Raw genomic sequence first — 13,007 nt, forward strand, 5'->3', positions numbered from 1 at the left:
CGATCGCGGCCCGCGCGCATTCGGCAGCGGCCCGGCGGCGCCGCGGACGGATCGACGGCGGCGGCGGGCGTCCGGCGCGTCCCGGCCCGGCCCGCCCCCGGACCGGCGGCGCGCACCCGTCTACTCTCGGACCATGCCCGATCTCGCCTACATCGCCTCGCTCCCCCGCACCCGCGGCGCCGCCGCCGCCCTGCTGCTCGACGACCTCGGCCGGGTCGTGCTGGTCAAACCCACCTACAAGGAGGGCTGGTACCTGCCCGGCGGCGTCATCGAGGAGGGCGAGTCGCCGCTGACCGCCTGCGAGCGCGAGTGCCGCGAGGAGCTGGGGCTGACGCCCCGGCTGTCCGGCCTGGTCTGCGTCGACTGGGGCCCGCCGCGGGACGGCGTGGACGCGGTCAACGTGTTCGTGTTCGCCGGGCGGATCTCCGACGCCGAGGTCGAGGCGATCCGGCTGCCCCCCGACGAGCTGTCGGACCACCTGCTGGTCGCGCCGGAGAAGGTCGCCGAGTTCGCGCCCGGCCACATCGCGCGCCGGATGGAACCGGCGCTGCGCGGCATGGCCGAGCGCCGCGCCGTCTACCTGGAGGACGGCCGCGACCCCGGCCTCCCCGACCAGTCCCCCACCCCCTGACCGTCCACCCGACCCCGCATGGGCGCCCCGGCCTGCGCGGACGCCCGGTCCCGCGCGGACGCAGGGGCAGTCCTAGACGGGCGACCAGTCCCCTCACGCTCTGATCGTCCGCCCCCGGACGGGCCCGGCTCTGCGCGGGCGCGAGGCTACGCGCGACCAGTCCTGGACGCCGGTCAGGCGGTGGAGAGGACGCTGTCGCGGGCCTGCGCGCCGCGCTGCGGGTCGGCCGCGCGGGCGCAGTGCGCCGAGCAGAACCAGCGCTGGTCCAGGGCCACCCCGTGGCCGACGATCCGGCAGCCGCACTGCTCGCAGATCGGCGCCATCTGGGTGATCGCGCATTCGAACGAGTCGAAGGTGTGCACCGCGCCCTGCGCGTGCACCTCGAAGCTCATGGCGTAGTCGTTCCCGCAGACCTCGCACGTGGCCATGCCTGTATCCCCCCGTGTCCACCCGTCGCCGACCAGGGTCCTACCCAGCCCGGCGGCACCTGACGCACGGCACGGGATCGATGACCGTCCGTGTCGATGCGGCACGGCGTCCGGTGTCAGTGCCGGTAGGTGTGCAGCATCGTCCCGATGTAGGACTCGTAGGCCGCCGCCAGCTCCGGGTCGGTGAGCACCAGGGCGTTCTCGGCGTTGGTCTCGGCGTGCTCGGAGAAGTTGTACGAGCCGGTCACCACCGTCCGCCCGTCGATCACGAGCAGCTTGTTGTGCATGAAGTCCTGCTCGGCGCCGGGCGTGAAGGGGTGGCTGGGCGCGGCGGCGAAGTTCGGGTCCTTCAGGAACCACCACAGCGCCGGGTCCTGGTGGCTGCCGCGCCGCGCGTCGGCCATGCCGCCCGGGTCGTACACGCCGCCGAGGTCGGCGCCCGCGTCGTGCAGCGCCTTGAGCGCCTGCAGGATGCCCGCGTCGGAGATCAGGAACGCGGCGATCCGGACCCGCTGCGCGCCGCTGAGGGCGCCGACGATCGCGTCCTCGATGCCCTCGCCGGCCTCGGGCGCGAACAGCGGCTCGACGCCGATCGTCCCGACGGTCGCCGCCACGTCGGCCTTCAGGCCCGCGGGCGGGCCCGCGGCGGTCAGCAGCGCCTCGAACTCGGCGCTGTAGGACGCGGCGAGACCGGGGTCGTCGAAGACCAGGCAGTTGTTGTCCTGGAGCCGGAGGCCGCCTCCGGTGAAGTTCGCCGAACCCGTCCACAGCGCGGTGTGGTCGCGCACGATGAACTTGTTGTGCATGAGCTGCCCGTGCCGCTCGGGGTAGGGCGTGGCGAACGGGGCGAGCCCGGCGTCGGCGATCACCCGCCCGGTGGTGCCGGGCTTCGGGTCGGCGACCGGGCCGCCGTGCTGCGCGGGCCCCGCGTCGTACAGCAGGCGCAGCGCCACGCCCCGGTCGGCGGCGCTCTTCAGCGCCCGCAGGACGCCGTCGTCGCGCAGGTCGTAGATCGCGACGTCCAGGCTGGTGCGGGCGGCGGCGACGAACTCCGCGAGCCGCGCGCCCAGATCGCTCTCCAGCCCCGCGCGGGCGGACTGGAAGTACACCGTGAGGTTGGTGGCGCTGAAGCTGGTCCGCGCCATCGTGTCGGCCATCCCGGCCCCCTTTCGTCCGGGGCCGCCACGGACCGGCGGCCCTCCGAAGCGGGGGGCTCCTCCAGCATCGCGCGCCATGATGAACATCGGGCAAAACTGCCCTAATCAGGCCAAATTGCCGGGACGCGGACCGGCGCCTCGCCGAGAGGCCGGACCAGCACCCGGCCGAGAAGCCGGAAGGCGGCCGGCTGAGAAGCCGGACCGGCGCCGCAGCGCGCCGGTCCGGCATCCCCCTGGGGGGCTCAGAGGCCCAGGAAGCCGATGAGGGCCGCGTTCACCGCCTCCGGGTTCTCCAGGTGGCCGTAGTGCCCGCAGTCGGCGATCTCCAGGTAGGTCGCGGCCGGGATGTGGTCGGCGACCTCCCGGGCGAAGCGCGGCGGCGCGACCAGGTCGTCGGAGAACCCGATGACCAGGCACTGCGCGCGCACCCGGCGCAGCGCCGGCAGCCGGTCGGGGATGACGTCCAGGGTGAGCTGGGCGCGGCTGGCGGTCAGGCTGACCGGCGACAGCTCGAAGACGTCCAGCCAGTCCCGGACGGCCCGCGGGTCGTCCAGGGTGCGGCGGGAGAAGCCGCGCATCACGTGGGTCACCGCCTCGTAGGCCGGCGGCAGCTTCACCCCCGAGTCGAACAGCTCCAGCTCGGCGCGGGAGGCGGCGGCGCCGAGCGGGTCGGTGCGTCCCCGGGTGGCGATCAGCACCGCCTCGCGCACCAGGTCCGGACGGCCGAGCAGCAGCTCCTGCGTCACGATCGCGCCGAGGGAGAACCCGACGACCGCGCACGGCCCGATGCCGAGGTACTCGATAAGGCCCGCGCAGTCGGCGGCCATGTCGTCCAGGGTGAACCCGCCCTCGCAGGCGTCGGTCGGCGCGATGCCCCGGTTGTCCATGGTGACCACCTGGAACCCGGCGCGCAGCAGCGCGGGCACCTGGTGGGTGCGCCACACCCGGCCGGGCGCGCCGGTCCCGGCCACCAGCAGGACCGGCGTGCCGGTCCCGTGCACCTCGTAGCTCAGCCGGATCCCGTTGATCTCGCTGATCGGCATGTCCGTCCCCTTCCGACGGTCAGACGGTCCGCAGGGCCTCGGTCGGTTGCATCCGGGCGGCGCGCAGCGCGGGGACCAGCCCGGCGACCACGCCGATCGCCACCGCCGCCCCGACGCCGCCCGCCCACGCCTCGGGCGGGATGACCACCGCCCAGTGCTTGGTGGCGGCGTAGGCGACGGTGGCCAGCACCCCCGCGGCGACCCCGACCGCGCCGCCGAGCCCCGCCAGCAGGATCGCCTCGGCCAGGAACTGGACGCGGATGTGCCCGCGGGTGGCGCCGAGCGCCCGGCGCAACCCGATCTCCGAACGGCGTTCCAGCACCGAGATGATCATCGTGTTGGCGACCCCGACCCCGCCGACCAGCAGCGCGACCGCGCCGAGCCCGAGGAACAGCCCGTTCAGCGCCGACTGCGCGGCGGCGCGCACCACCAGCGCGTCCGACGGGTTGGACACCGTCGCCTGGCTGGGGTTCTCGGGGTTGGCGGTCTGCGCCAGCACCGCGTGGACGTTCTTGACCTGGTCGGTGTCGGACCGCACGTAGATCGTGGACGGGTGCCCGTCGAAGCCGAGGAACCGCATCGCCGCCGGGTAGCCGACCAGCACCGAGCTGTCGATCTCCGGCGCGAGCGTCGCGGGCCCGAGGATCCCGACGATGTAGAACCACTGCTTGCCGAGCCAGATCCGCTGACCGAGCCACACCCGGTCCATGCCGAGCCGCTGCGCCGCGACGTACCCGAGCACCGCCGTCGGCTCGTTGGCGGTGGCGGCGTTGAGGTAGCGGCCCTTCAGCACGCTGGTGCGGACGATCTGCGGCAGCTGCAGGCTGGACGCCTGGACGGTCAGCGCGTTGGTGTTGACGTCGGGGATGAGCGGGCTGCGGTACACCTTGGTGTCGACCGCGCCGGTGCTCTGCACCTGCTGCACCGGCCCGATCCGGGAGATCATCCCCGGCGCGGTCAGCGGCAGCTCGGCGTTGTTGCCCGACAGGTCCTTGCCGGTGGTGACGGTCAGCATGTTGGTGCCGAGCTTGTCGATCTGCGCGAGCAGCCCGGCCTGGGACGACGCGGACAGCCCGAGCACCGCCACGATCGACGCGACGCCGATCGCGATGCCGAGCGCCGACAGCGCGGCGCGCAGCCGCCGGGTGCGCAGCCCGACGCTGGAGATCCGCATCAGGTCGGTCAACTGCAGCCGGCCGGTGGGGAAGGCGGCGGTGGTCACAGGAGGCGCCCTTCCACCGAGGCCCGCGCCGACGGATCGTCCGGGCCGGACGGATCATCCGGGCCGGTCGAGTCGGGCGGAGATGGCGGGAATCTACGGGTCAGCCCGTCCGGGCCGTCCGGGCCGTCCTGCCGGGTGGGTCCGGCGGCCCGGACCTCGGTCCCGTCCTGGCGGACGTCGGCGACGATGCGGCCGTCCAGCACCTCGATCCGGCGCGGCAGCCGGGCGGCCAGGTCCCGGTCGTGGGTGATGACGACGATGGTGGCCCCCTCGGCGTTGAGGTCCTGGATCAGCGCGAAGATCGCGTCGCTGTTGCGGCTGTCGAGGTTGCCGGTCGGCTCGTCCGCCAGCACGATCGCCGGGCGGCCGACCAGGGCGCGGGCGATCGCGACGCGCTGCCGCTCGCCGCCCGACAGCTTGGACGGGATGTGCCCGGCGCGGTGCGCCAGCCCGACCCGGGCGAGGGCCTCGGCGGCGGCGGTGCGCCGCAGCGAGCGCGGCACGCCCGCGTAGATCAGGCCGTCCGCCACGTTCTCCAGCGCGGTGGTGTTGTCGGCGAGGAAGAACTGCTGGAAGACGAAGCCGATCGTGCCCGCGCGCAGCCGGGACAGCTCCCGGTCGCTCATCCCCTCGACCTCACTCCCGGCCACCCGGACGATCCCGGTGGTGGGCCGGTCGAGCGTGCCGATCACGTTGAGCAGGGTCGACTTCCCCGAGCCGGACGGCCCGACGATCGCGACCAGCTCGCCGCGGCGGATGGTGAAGCTCACCCCGCGCAGCGCCGGGACGGGCGGCTCGCCGGGGTAGAGCTTGCTGACCGACTCCAGCTCCAGCACCGGCTCCGGCAGAGACGGGTCCGAAGGCTCTTCAACGGGCGCGTCGGTGGTCTCGGTGTGCATGTCGGCGTCGTTCCCGCTGCTCGTCTCGGTGGGGTCGTCGGGGGTCATGAGGTCGGCACCACGACCTTCTGGCCGGGCACGATGCCCTTGCCGGTGATCTGGACCGTCCCGGCGGTGTCGTCGAACAGCCCGAGCTCCACCGGCATCAGGTGGTGGGTGCCGTCGGCGCTGACGACCTCGATGCCGTAGCCGCCGCCGAGCAGCGCCAGCAGCGCGTTCACCGGGACCATCAGCGCGCCGTCCACGCTCTCGGTGGTGATCGACACGCCGACCGGGGCCTGGTCGAGGTTGCCGGTGGCCTTGGAGTCGCCGGGCGCGATGGTGACCGAGATCGTCGACCGTCCGCTCTGCGACTTCTTCACGACCGTCCCGACCGAGGAGACCGAGCCGTTCACGCTCGACCCGTTCGGCAGGGTGATCGTGACCTTCTGGCCCTCCTTCAGCTTCTCCTGCAGGGACGCGTCGACGTCGACGTTCACCTGCCGCTCGGTGGAGCTGCCGGTGAGGACCACGGCGCCGGGCTGCGCCGGGCCGCCGAGGTGGAACTGGAGGGCGGTGATCCGGATCTTGGACGCGCCGATGAACACGATGTCGCCCTTGGCGAGCTTGCCGGTCTGCTTGACGTCCAGGTCGTCCTGGAGGTTCTTCACGGCGGCGGCCGTCGCGGAGGTGTAGGTGCTGGAGTCGGACGAGATGTCGCCGCCGGAGTCGTATCCGGCCGCGACCAGCGCGGTGTTGAGCTCCGCGACGTCCGGTCCGGTCATGTCCTTCTTCAGGTCGCGGTACATCGGGGTGCTCTTGCCCTTGAAGAACACCACCGGCTTGCCGTTGACCTTGTAGAGCACCTGCCCCTGCCGGACGATCTGCCCGAGCTTCGGCAGCGCGGTGACGATCCCGCTGGCCTGGTTGACAGCCTGGTAGCTGCCCCCGTAGGTGAGGGTGCCGCTGACCGAGGTGCGGGCGGTGAGGGTCCCGCGGGTCACCGTCGCGGTGCCGGTGCTGATGGCCGCGGGGGCCTTGGCCTTGCCGCCGCCCCCGGAGGTGGCGGTGACGTACCCGGCGCCGCCCACGATGACCACCACCACCGTGACGGTCACCACGGCCCGCCGGCGGCGCCGCCGGGTCGCCATGGCGGTGCGCAGCGACCGGCTCTCCGGTTCGCTCTCCAGAGCGGTTGGTGCGGCATTCATAGCGCGGAGCCCTCCACTGTTCCCCTCGCATTCCTCGGGCGCTTCCGGTTCAGTTCTACCGGGGCCCCGGTTTCGGCCCGGTATCGTCGCCGAACCCTTTCAGGGCGGCGTCCCGAAAAGCGCGCGGCCGATTCCGCGCCGGCGTCCCCGAAAAGGCGCGGTGCCTTTTTCGGGGACGCCCGGCGGTGCCACGCCGACCTGGCCGCGGGCGCGGCCGGGGGACGCCGGCCGTCAGTTGCCCGACTGACCGCCCTGGCCGCCCAGGAACTGCTGGCACGCCTTCTGCGCGGCCTGGAACACGGGGTTGTCCGGCGCCATTCCGATCTTGTCTCCGTCGAGGTTCATCCCGCCGTTGGGGTTCGGGTCCGGGAACTTCGTCACGCCGTGCGCGCGCATGCACTTGGAGTACTGGAGCGCCGCGGCGCGGTCCTTCGGCCCGTTGTCGCCCGCGCCGCCGCCGGGCATCAGCGTCTTGCAGGCGCCGTCGGCGGCCTTGTAGGTCGCGGTGTCGGACTGCACGTCGTTCCCGTTGACCTGCAGGCCCTTGCCGAGCACGGGGTCGGGGAACTTGCTGATGCCGTGCGAGCGCATGCACTTGGAGTACTTGAGCAGGCCGTCGTAGATCTGCTGGTCGCTCGGGGGCTTGCCGTTGCCGCCCCCGCCGCCGCCCTGCGGGGCGCCGGTGGTGGTGGACACCGCGGCGACGCCCTTCTTGCCCCCGTCATCGGACGACCCGCAACCGCTCGCCACCAGGGCGAACACCGCGAGGCCAGTGGCCAGCAGGGCGGTCGCGGGCGCGCCGCGGCCGGTGCGTGCTTGCATGGTTGCTCCTTCTGTCGACGCACACCTGACACGGAGTTCTACCGAGCAGGGGGTTTCGGAGAGGTATCAACCAGCGGCCGCCCATTGCGCAAGTGTCCAAATGCGCAAGCCTGGACACCCGGCGCGGTCCCCGAATCGTCCAACTGAATGACTCCTTGATGCGTTGTGGAACGCCCGGTACGTTGACAGCGCCTTAGCGAGGAGTGGGTGAGTCAAATGGTTCCGGATCTGGTCGACCCGACGACCTACGCCGAGCACGACATGGCCGAGATCTGGCGTCGGCTGCGCACCGAGGAACCGGTTCACCGGCATCCCGGCCCGAACGGCGCGCCGGACTTCTGGGTGGTCACGCGCTACGCCGACGTCGCGCGGGTGCTCCGCGACGACGGCGCGTTCACCTCCGAGCGCGGGAACGTCCTGGCGACCATGCTGGCCGGCGGCGACACCGGCGCGGGGCGGATGCTCGCGGTCACCGACGGCCCGCGCCACACCGAGCTGCGCAGCCTGCTGCTGCGGGCGTTCTCGCCGCGCGCGCTGGCCGGGGTCGCCGAGCGGGTCCGGCTGCTGATCGACCGGCTGCTGGACGAGGCGGTCGAGCGCGGCGAGTGCGACTTCGCCCGGGACGTCGCCTCGGCCGTCCCGCTGGAGACGATCTGCGACCTGCTGGACGTCCCGGCGTCCGACCGGCAGCGGGTGCTGGCGCTGACCAAGTCCGCGCTGGCCTCGGACTACGCCGACCCCGACGCCGCCGAGGACCGGATGGCCCGCGGCGAGATCCTGCTGTACTTCACCGACCTGCTCCAGACCCGCCGCAGGCGCCCCGGCGAGGACCCGATCAGCCTGATGGCGACGGCCGAGGTCGGCGGGCGGCGGATGGACGACGAGGACATCATCCTCAACTGCTACAGCCTGATCATGGGCGGGGACGAGACCAGCCGCCTGGCGATGATCGGCGCGGTGCGGGAGCTGGCCGCCGAGCCGGAGCAGTGGCGGGCGCTGAAGGACGGCGAGGTGAGCGTCGAGTCGGCCGGCGAGGAGGTGCTGCGCTGGACCACGCCGACCATGCACTTCGGCCGCTCCGCGCTCGCCGACACCGAGATCGCCGGGCAGGCCGTCCGGGCCGGGGAGCTGGTGACGCTGTGGTTCAGCTCGGCCGACCGCGACGAGACCGCGTTCCCCGAGCCGGACCGGTTCCTGCTGGGCCGCTCCCCCAACAAGCACCTCGCGCTCGGCTACGGGCGGCACTTCTGCCTCGGCGCGCACCTCGGCCGGGTGGAGATCAACGCGATGCTCGCGGGCCTGCGCGACCGGGTCTCGGGCATCGAGCAGACCGGCCCCGGACGGCCCATCTACTCCAACTTCCTGTCCGGGATGAGCAGCCTCCCGGTCATCCTCAAGGGCTGACGGCCGGGTGGGAGACCCGAGGTCGGGCCGGGGGGTTGAGACCTCGCTGAAACCGGGATCGAAGGCATGATGGGACCGTGCCCGCCCGTGCGCCCGGCGCCCGGGACGGCGCCGCGGCACGGTCGGGGGACGGTTCGGTCGGGAGGAGCGGTACGTGCGGGTCCTGGTGATCGAGGACGACGAGGAGCTGGCGCAGGCGGTCGCCGTCGGCCTGCGCCGCGCGACCATGGCCGTGGACGTGGCGTTCGACGGCCCGTCCGGCCTGGAGCGCGCGCTGGTCAACGACTACGACGTGGTGGTGCTGGACCGGGACCTGCCCGGCCTGCACGGCGACGAGGTGTGCGCCCGGCTGATCCTGGCCGAGAGCCGCAGCCGGGTGCTGATGCTGACGGCCGCCGCCACCTCCGAGGACCTGGTGGACGGCCTGGGCATCGGCGCCGACGACTACCTGCCCAAGCCGTTCGACTTCCCGGTGCTGGTCGCGCGGATCGGCGCCCTCGCCCGCCGCGCGCACCCGGTGGCGCCGCCGGTGCTGCGGCACCGCGACATCGTCGTGGACACCGCGCGGCGCAGCGCCGCCCGCGGCGGCCGCGACCTTGACCTGGCGCCCAAGGAGTTCGGCGTGCTGGAGGTGCTGCTGGCCGCCGAGGGCCGCGCGGTGTCGGCCGAGGAGCTGCTGGAGCGGGTCTGGGACGAGAGCGCCGACCCGTTCACCAAGACGGTGAAGGTCACCATCAGCCGGCTGCGCGCCAAGCTCGGCGACCCGCCGGTGATCGACACGGTGGCCAAGTCCGGATACCGGATCTGAAGGGGGCCCGATGCGTTCTCTCCGGCTTCCGCGCTTCTTGCGGGCCCCCGGGTTCGTCCGGTCCGCGCTGGGCCGGCGGACCGTCCGGCTGCGGCTCACGCTGCTGTACGGGGCGCTGTTCCTGGTCTGCGGGACGGCGCTGGTCGGCATCACCTACCTGCTGGCCAGCCAGTCCACGCCCGGCGTCTACACCTCCCACGGGCCGAACGGCGACACCAACGCGCTCGCGCGCGGCTCGTCCTCCCCGGGCCCGGACGGCTCGCTGCACTCCACCTCCGGCGAGAACGGCGGCAGCAGCGTCAGCAACGCGCCCGCGCCGGCCCGGGCCGCCGACGTCGCCAAGCAGAGCGAGAGGCAGGCCCGCGAGCAGCGCGCCGGCGAGCTGCGGTCGCTGCTGGTGCAGTCGGGCACCGCGCTCGGCATCACCACGGTGATCTCGCTCGGTGTCGGCTGGGTCGTGGCGGGGAACGTGCTGCGCCGGCTCCAGCGCGTCACCGACGCGGCCCGCACGATCTCGGCCAGCAACCTGCACGAGCGGCTCGCGCTGGACGGCCCGCAGGACGAGTTGAAGGAGCTCGGCGACACCTTCGACGAGCTGCTCGCCCGCCTGGAGGGGACCTTCCTGGCGCAGCGGCAGTTCATCGCGCACGTCTCGCACGAGCTGCGCACCCCCATGGCCCGGCAGCGGACCCTCGCCCAGGTCGCGCTCGCCGACCCCGACGCCACGGTGGAGTCGCTGCGTTCGGCGCACGAGCGTGTCCTGGCCGCCGGCGCGCAGCAGGAGCAGCTGGTCCTGGCGCTGCTCACCCTCGCCCGCGGCCAGGCCGGGATCAGCCGCCGCGAACCGTTCGACCTGGCGCCACTCGCCCGCGACGTGGTGCTGAACCGGTCGGAGGAGGCGCAGCGGCTCGGCGTGACCGTCCGCACCGACCTCGCCGCGGCGCCGGTCGCCGGGGACGCGCGGCTCACCGAGCGGATGATCACCAACCTGGTGGACAACGCGCTGCGGCACAACGTCCCCGGCGGGCGGGTGGAGGTCACCGCGTCCGCCCGGGACGGGTCGGCGGTGCTGACCGTCGCCAACACCGGCCGGGTGATCCCCGAACCGGCCGTGGAGCAGCTGTTCGAGCCGTTCGAGCGGCTCGGCGCCGTGCGCGCCGAGGGGCTCGGGCTCGGCCTGTCCATCGTCCGGGCCATCGCCGACGCGCACGGCGCCGCCGTCGTGGCGCGGCCGCGGTCCGGCGGCGGGCTGGTGATGACCGTGACGTTCCCGCCGCCCGCCGCGCCCGCCCGGCGCGGCGCCGAGACCCGCGCGCCCGTGCGGGTCTGACCCCGCCCCGAACCGTCCGCCGGCCTACCCCCGGCGCGACCGCCACTCCAGGAGGAGAAGCATGTCCGAAACCACGGCCGCGGAGGCCAAGGACGTCGTCGGCAGCGAGGACCCGCGGGCCTACCTGTGGGAGATGCTGCGCGCCGGATGGCGGTTCTCCGCGCTGTACGCGTTCGTCGAACTGGACCTCGCGGGCTGGTTACGCGACGGCCCGCTGACCGTCGCGGAGCTCGCCGAACGGGCCGGGCTGGACCGCTCCGCGCTCGCCCGGCTGCTGCGCACCTCGGCGGGCAGCGGGCTGGTCCGGACCCTGCGGGACGGGGACGCGCCCGTCCGGTACGTCCTGACCGACGTCGGCCACACGCTGCGCGGCGACGTCGAACGCTCCATGCGCTCGGTCGTCATCCCGCAGGGCGCGCCGGACTTCCTGGAGGCGATGGGCTCGCTGGACGAGGCCGTCCGCAACGGCAAGTCCCCCTTCGCCGCCCGGTTCGGCTCGATGTACGGCTACCTGGCGTCCCACCCGGACGCCCGGCACCACTTCGACGCGCACATGGCGACCCGCTCGCGGACGATCGCCGAGGCCACCGTCGCCGCCTACGACTTCTCCGGCATCGGCACCATCGCCGACATCGGCGGCGGTGTCGGGACCGTCCTGGCGACCGTCCTGGAGGCCACCCCCGACGCGCGCGGCCTGCTGTTCGAGCTGGAGCCGGTGATCGCCGCGGCCGCCGGCTTCCTCGCCCCGCGCGGCCTCACCGACCGCTGCGAGCTGGTCGTCGGCGACTTCTTCAAGGCCGTGCCGACCGCGGACGCCTACGTGCTGTCCAACATCGTGCACAACTGGAACGACGAGGACGCCCTGACCGTCCTGCACAACGTCCGAGCCGCGATGCCCGACCACGGCCGCGTCCTGCTGCTGGACATCCTGCTGCCCGAGGACGACCGCCCGCACCTCGGCAAGGAACTCGACATGCGGATGCTCGCCCTCTACGACGGCGCCCGCGAACGCACCGAGTCCGAGTACCTCGGCCTGCTCACCCAGGCGGACCTGCGCCCCAACCGGGTGATCGAGCTCCCCTACGCCCTCAGCCTCATCGAGGCCCTCCCCCGATGACCGGCTTGTCGCCCACCACCACCTACCGCACCCTGGAGGACGACAGCACCCGCTGGCACGGCTTCCCGTTCCGTCCCGGCGACATCGTCGTCAGCACCGGCCACAAGAGCGGCACGACCTGGATGCAGATGATCTGCACCCTGCTGGTCTTCCAGGACGAGCCGCCCGCCCCGCTGGCCGACCTCTCCCCCTGGCTGGACCAGCTCGTCCGCCCCGCCGAAGAGGTCTACGCCCTCCTCGAAGCCCAGGCGCACCGCCGCGTCATCAAGACCCACACCCCCCTGGACGGCCTCCCGCTGGACCCGCGCGCTACCTACATCGTCGTGGCCCGCGACCCCCTGGACGTCGCCGTCTCCCGCTACCACGTCTACGACGACGACCCGTCCCTGCGGCCCACCCGGTCCGAACGCGACTGGCTGCTGGCCTGGCTCGCCCGCGACGACTGGGAACCCGACTCCCTGAACCGCCTCATGTGGCACGTCACCGACGCCTGGGCCCGCCGCACCGAGCCGAACGTCCTCCTCGTCCACTACACCGACCTGAAATCCAACCTCGAAGCCGAGATGCGCCGCGTGGCGGACCACCTCTCCATCACCATCCCCGAAGCGCTGTGGCCGTCCCTCACCAAGGCCGCCACCTTCGAAACCATGCGCACCAAGGCCACCCACCTGGTCCCGGCCGCCACCCAACCCCTGAAGGACCCGACCACCTTCTTCCGCGCCGGCCGCACCGGCACCGGCCGCTCCCTCCTCACCGCCCCCGAATACAGCACCTTCGAATCCGCCTTGTCCGCCACAACCGACCCAGCCCTCCTCGCCTGGCTGCTGAGATGACCAAGGGGCGGTGGCCCCCGTCCACCGCCCCTACCTTCGACGCCGCGCCGGCCGTCTCCACCGTCCGCCACTGGAGCGACCCGGTGGCCGGGCTGCGCAAGAGCCACCCGTGGCGAGGACGTC

At 73.3% G+C, this 13,007-nt stretch carries 13 protein-coding genes; 6 read left to right on the top strand and 7 right to left on the bottom strand.

Going from position 1 to position 13,007, the window contains the following annotated elements; translation table 11 throughout:
• The first annotated feature begins 133 nt into the window (after positions 1-133).
• Complete coding sequence (locus FHU30_RS43950; protein WP_253883674.1) at positions 134-631, top strand: NUDIX domain-containing protein; 498 nt, start codon at positions 134-136, stop codon at positions 629-631.
• A 173-nt stretch (positions 632-804) separates the two neighbouring features.
• Here the strand turns inward: FHU30_RS43950 and FHU30_RS43955 are convergent, their stop codons facing one another.
• The 7 genes from FHU30_RS43955 to FHU30_RS43985 form a co-directional block, all read right to left on the bottom strand.
• Positions 805-1,059, bottom strand: coding sequence for a metallothionein (locus FHU30_RS43955; RefSeq protein WP_253883675.1), 255 nt, complete (start codon positions 1,057-1,059; stop codon positions 805-807).
• Positions 1,060-1,175: 116 nt separating this feature from the next.
• The gene (locus tag FHU30_RS43960) at positions 1,176-2,216 is read right to left on the bottom strand and encodes a phospholipase D-like domain-containing protein (protein WP_253883676.1); all 1,041 of its coding nucleotides are present in this window, start codon (positions 2,214-2,216) and stop codon (positions 1,176-1,178) included.
• A 242-nt stretch (positions 2,217-2,458) separates the two neighbouring features.
• On the bottom strand, positions 2,459-3,259 hold the full coding sequence (locus FHU30_RS43965) for an alpha/beta fold hydrolase (protein ID WP_253883677.1): 801 nt from the start codon (positions 3,257-3,259) through the stop codon (positions 2,459-2,461).
• Positions 3,260-3,278: 19 nt separating this feature from the next.
• On the bottom strand, positions 3,279-4,481 hold the full coding sequence (locus tag FHU30_RS43970) for an ABC transporter permease (RefSeq protein ID WP_253883678.1): 1,203 nt from the start codon (positions 4,479-4,481) through the stop codon (positions 3,279-3,281).
• Positions 4,478-5,428, bottom strand: a complete 951-nt coding sequence (locus FHU30_RS43975) for an ABC transporter ATP-binding protein (protein ID WP_308211509.1) — start codon at positions 5,426-5,428, stop codon at positions 4,478-4,480. The genes FHU30_RS43970 and FHU30_RS43975 overlap by 4 nt, the downstream gene beginning before the upstream one ends.
• A complete protein-coding gene (locus FHU30_RS43980) occupies positions 5,425-6,570 on the bottom strand; it encodes a peptidoglycan-binding protein (protein WP_253883679.1) in 1,146 nt (381 codons plus the stop codon). Before FHU30_RS43980 ends, FHU30_RS43975 begins: the two co-directional genes overlap by 4 nt.
• A 231-nt stretch (positions 6,571-6,801) precedes the next feature.
• Positions 6,802-7,392 (bottom strand): hypothetical protein, encoded by a 591-nt coding sequence (locus FHU30_RS43985; protein ID WP_253883680.1) that lies wholly within the window; start codon positions 7,390-7,392, stop codon positions 6,802-6,804.
• 216 nt (positions 7,393-7,608) lie between these two features.
• Here FHU30_RS43985 and FHU30_RS43990 point away from each other — a divergent pair, with 216 nt between their 5' ends.
• From FHU30_RS43990 to FHU30_RS44010, 5 genes are all read left to right on the top strand, one after another.
• Positions 7,609-8,796, top strand: coding sequence for a cytochrome P450 (locus tag FHU30_RS43990; protein WP_253883726.1), 1,188 nt, complete (start codon positions 7,609-7,611; stop codon positions 8,794-8,796).
• A 154-nt stretch (positions 8,797-8,950) separates the two neighbouring features.
• Positions 8,951-9,604 (top strand): response regulator transcription factor, encoded by a 654-nt coding sequence (locus tag FHU30_RS43995; protein WP_253883681.1) that lies wholly within the window; start codon positions 8,951-8,953, stop codon positions 9,602-9,604.
• Positions 9,605-9,614: 10 nt separating this feature from the next.
• Positions 9,615-10,934, top strand: a complete 1,320-nt coding sequence (locus FHU30_RS44000) for a sensor histidine kinase (protein ID WP_253883682.1) — start codon at positions 9,615-9,617, stop codon at positions 10,932-10,934.
• Between the two features lie 61 nt (positions 10,935-10,995).
• Entirely contained in the window at positions 10,996-12,051 is a 1,056-nt protein-coding gene (locus FHU30_RS44005; protein WP_253883683.1) for an ArsR family transcriptional regulator, read from the top strand.
• Positions 12,048-12,884: a sulfotransferase domain-containing protein gene (locus FHU30_RS44010; protein ID WP_253883684.1), complete on the top strand. Its 837-nt coding sequence runs from the start codon at positions 12,048-12,050 to the stop codon at positions 12,882-12,884. The genes FHU30_RS44005 and FHU30_RS44010 overlap by 4 nt, the downstream gene beginning before the upstream one ends.
• The last annotated feature ends 123 nt before the right edge of the window (positions 12,885-13,007 follow it).

The organism is Actinomadura rupiterrae, from assembly GCF_024172125.1.
Classification (GTDB): Bacteria; Actinomycetota; Actinomycetes; order Streptosporangiales; family Streptosporangiaceae; genus Spirillospora; species Spirillospora rupiterrae.

Coding starts and splice junctions, on each gene's coding strand:
- FHU30_RS43950 (WP_253883674.1), top strand. CDS start 134: ATGCCCGATCTCGCCTACATCGCCTCGCTCCCCCGCACCCGCGGCGCC.
- FHU30_RS43955 (WP_253883675.1), bottom strand. CDS start 1,059: ATGGCCACGTGCGAGGTCTGCGGGAACGACTACGCCATGAGCTTCGAG.
- FHU30_RS43960 (WP_253883676.1), bottom strand. CDS start 2,216: ATGGCCGACACGATGGCGCGGACCAGCTTCAGCGCCACCAACCTCACG.
- FHU30_RS43965 (WP_253883677.1), bottom strand. CDS start 3,259: ATGCCGATCAGCGAGATCAACGGGATCCGGCTGAGCTACGAGGTGCAC.
- FHU30_RS43975 (WP_308211509.1), bottom strand. CDS start 5,428: ATGACCCCCGACGACCCCACCGAGACGAGCAGCGGGAACGACGCCGAC.
- FHU30_RS43980 (WP_253883679.1), bottom strand. CDS start 6,570: ATGAATGCCGCACCAACCGCTCTGGAGAGCGAACCGGAGAGCCGGTCG.
- FHU30_RS43985 (WP_253883680.1), bottom strand. CDS start 7,392: ATGCAAGCACGCACCGGCCGCGGCGCGCCCGCGACCGCCCTGCTGGCC.
- FHU30_RS43990 (WP_253883726.1), top strand. CDS start 7,609: ATGGTTCCGGATCTGGTCGACCCGACGACCTACGCCGAGCACGACATG.
- FHU30_RS44000 (WP_253883682.1), top strand. CDS start 9,615: ATGCGTTCTCTCCGGCTTCCGCGCTTCTTGCGGGCCCCCGGGTTCGTC.
- FHU30_RS44005 (WP_253883683.1), top strand. CDS start 10,996: ATGTCCGAAACCACGGCCGCGGAGGCCAAGGACGTCGTCGGCAGCGAG.
- FHU30_RS44010 (WP_253883684.1), top strand. CDS start 12,048: ATGACCGGCTTGTCGCCCACCACCACCTACCGCACCCTGGAGGACGAC.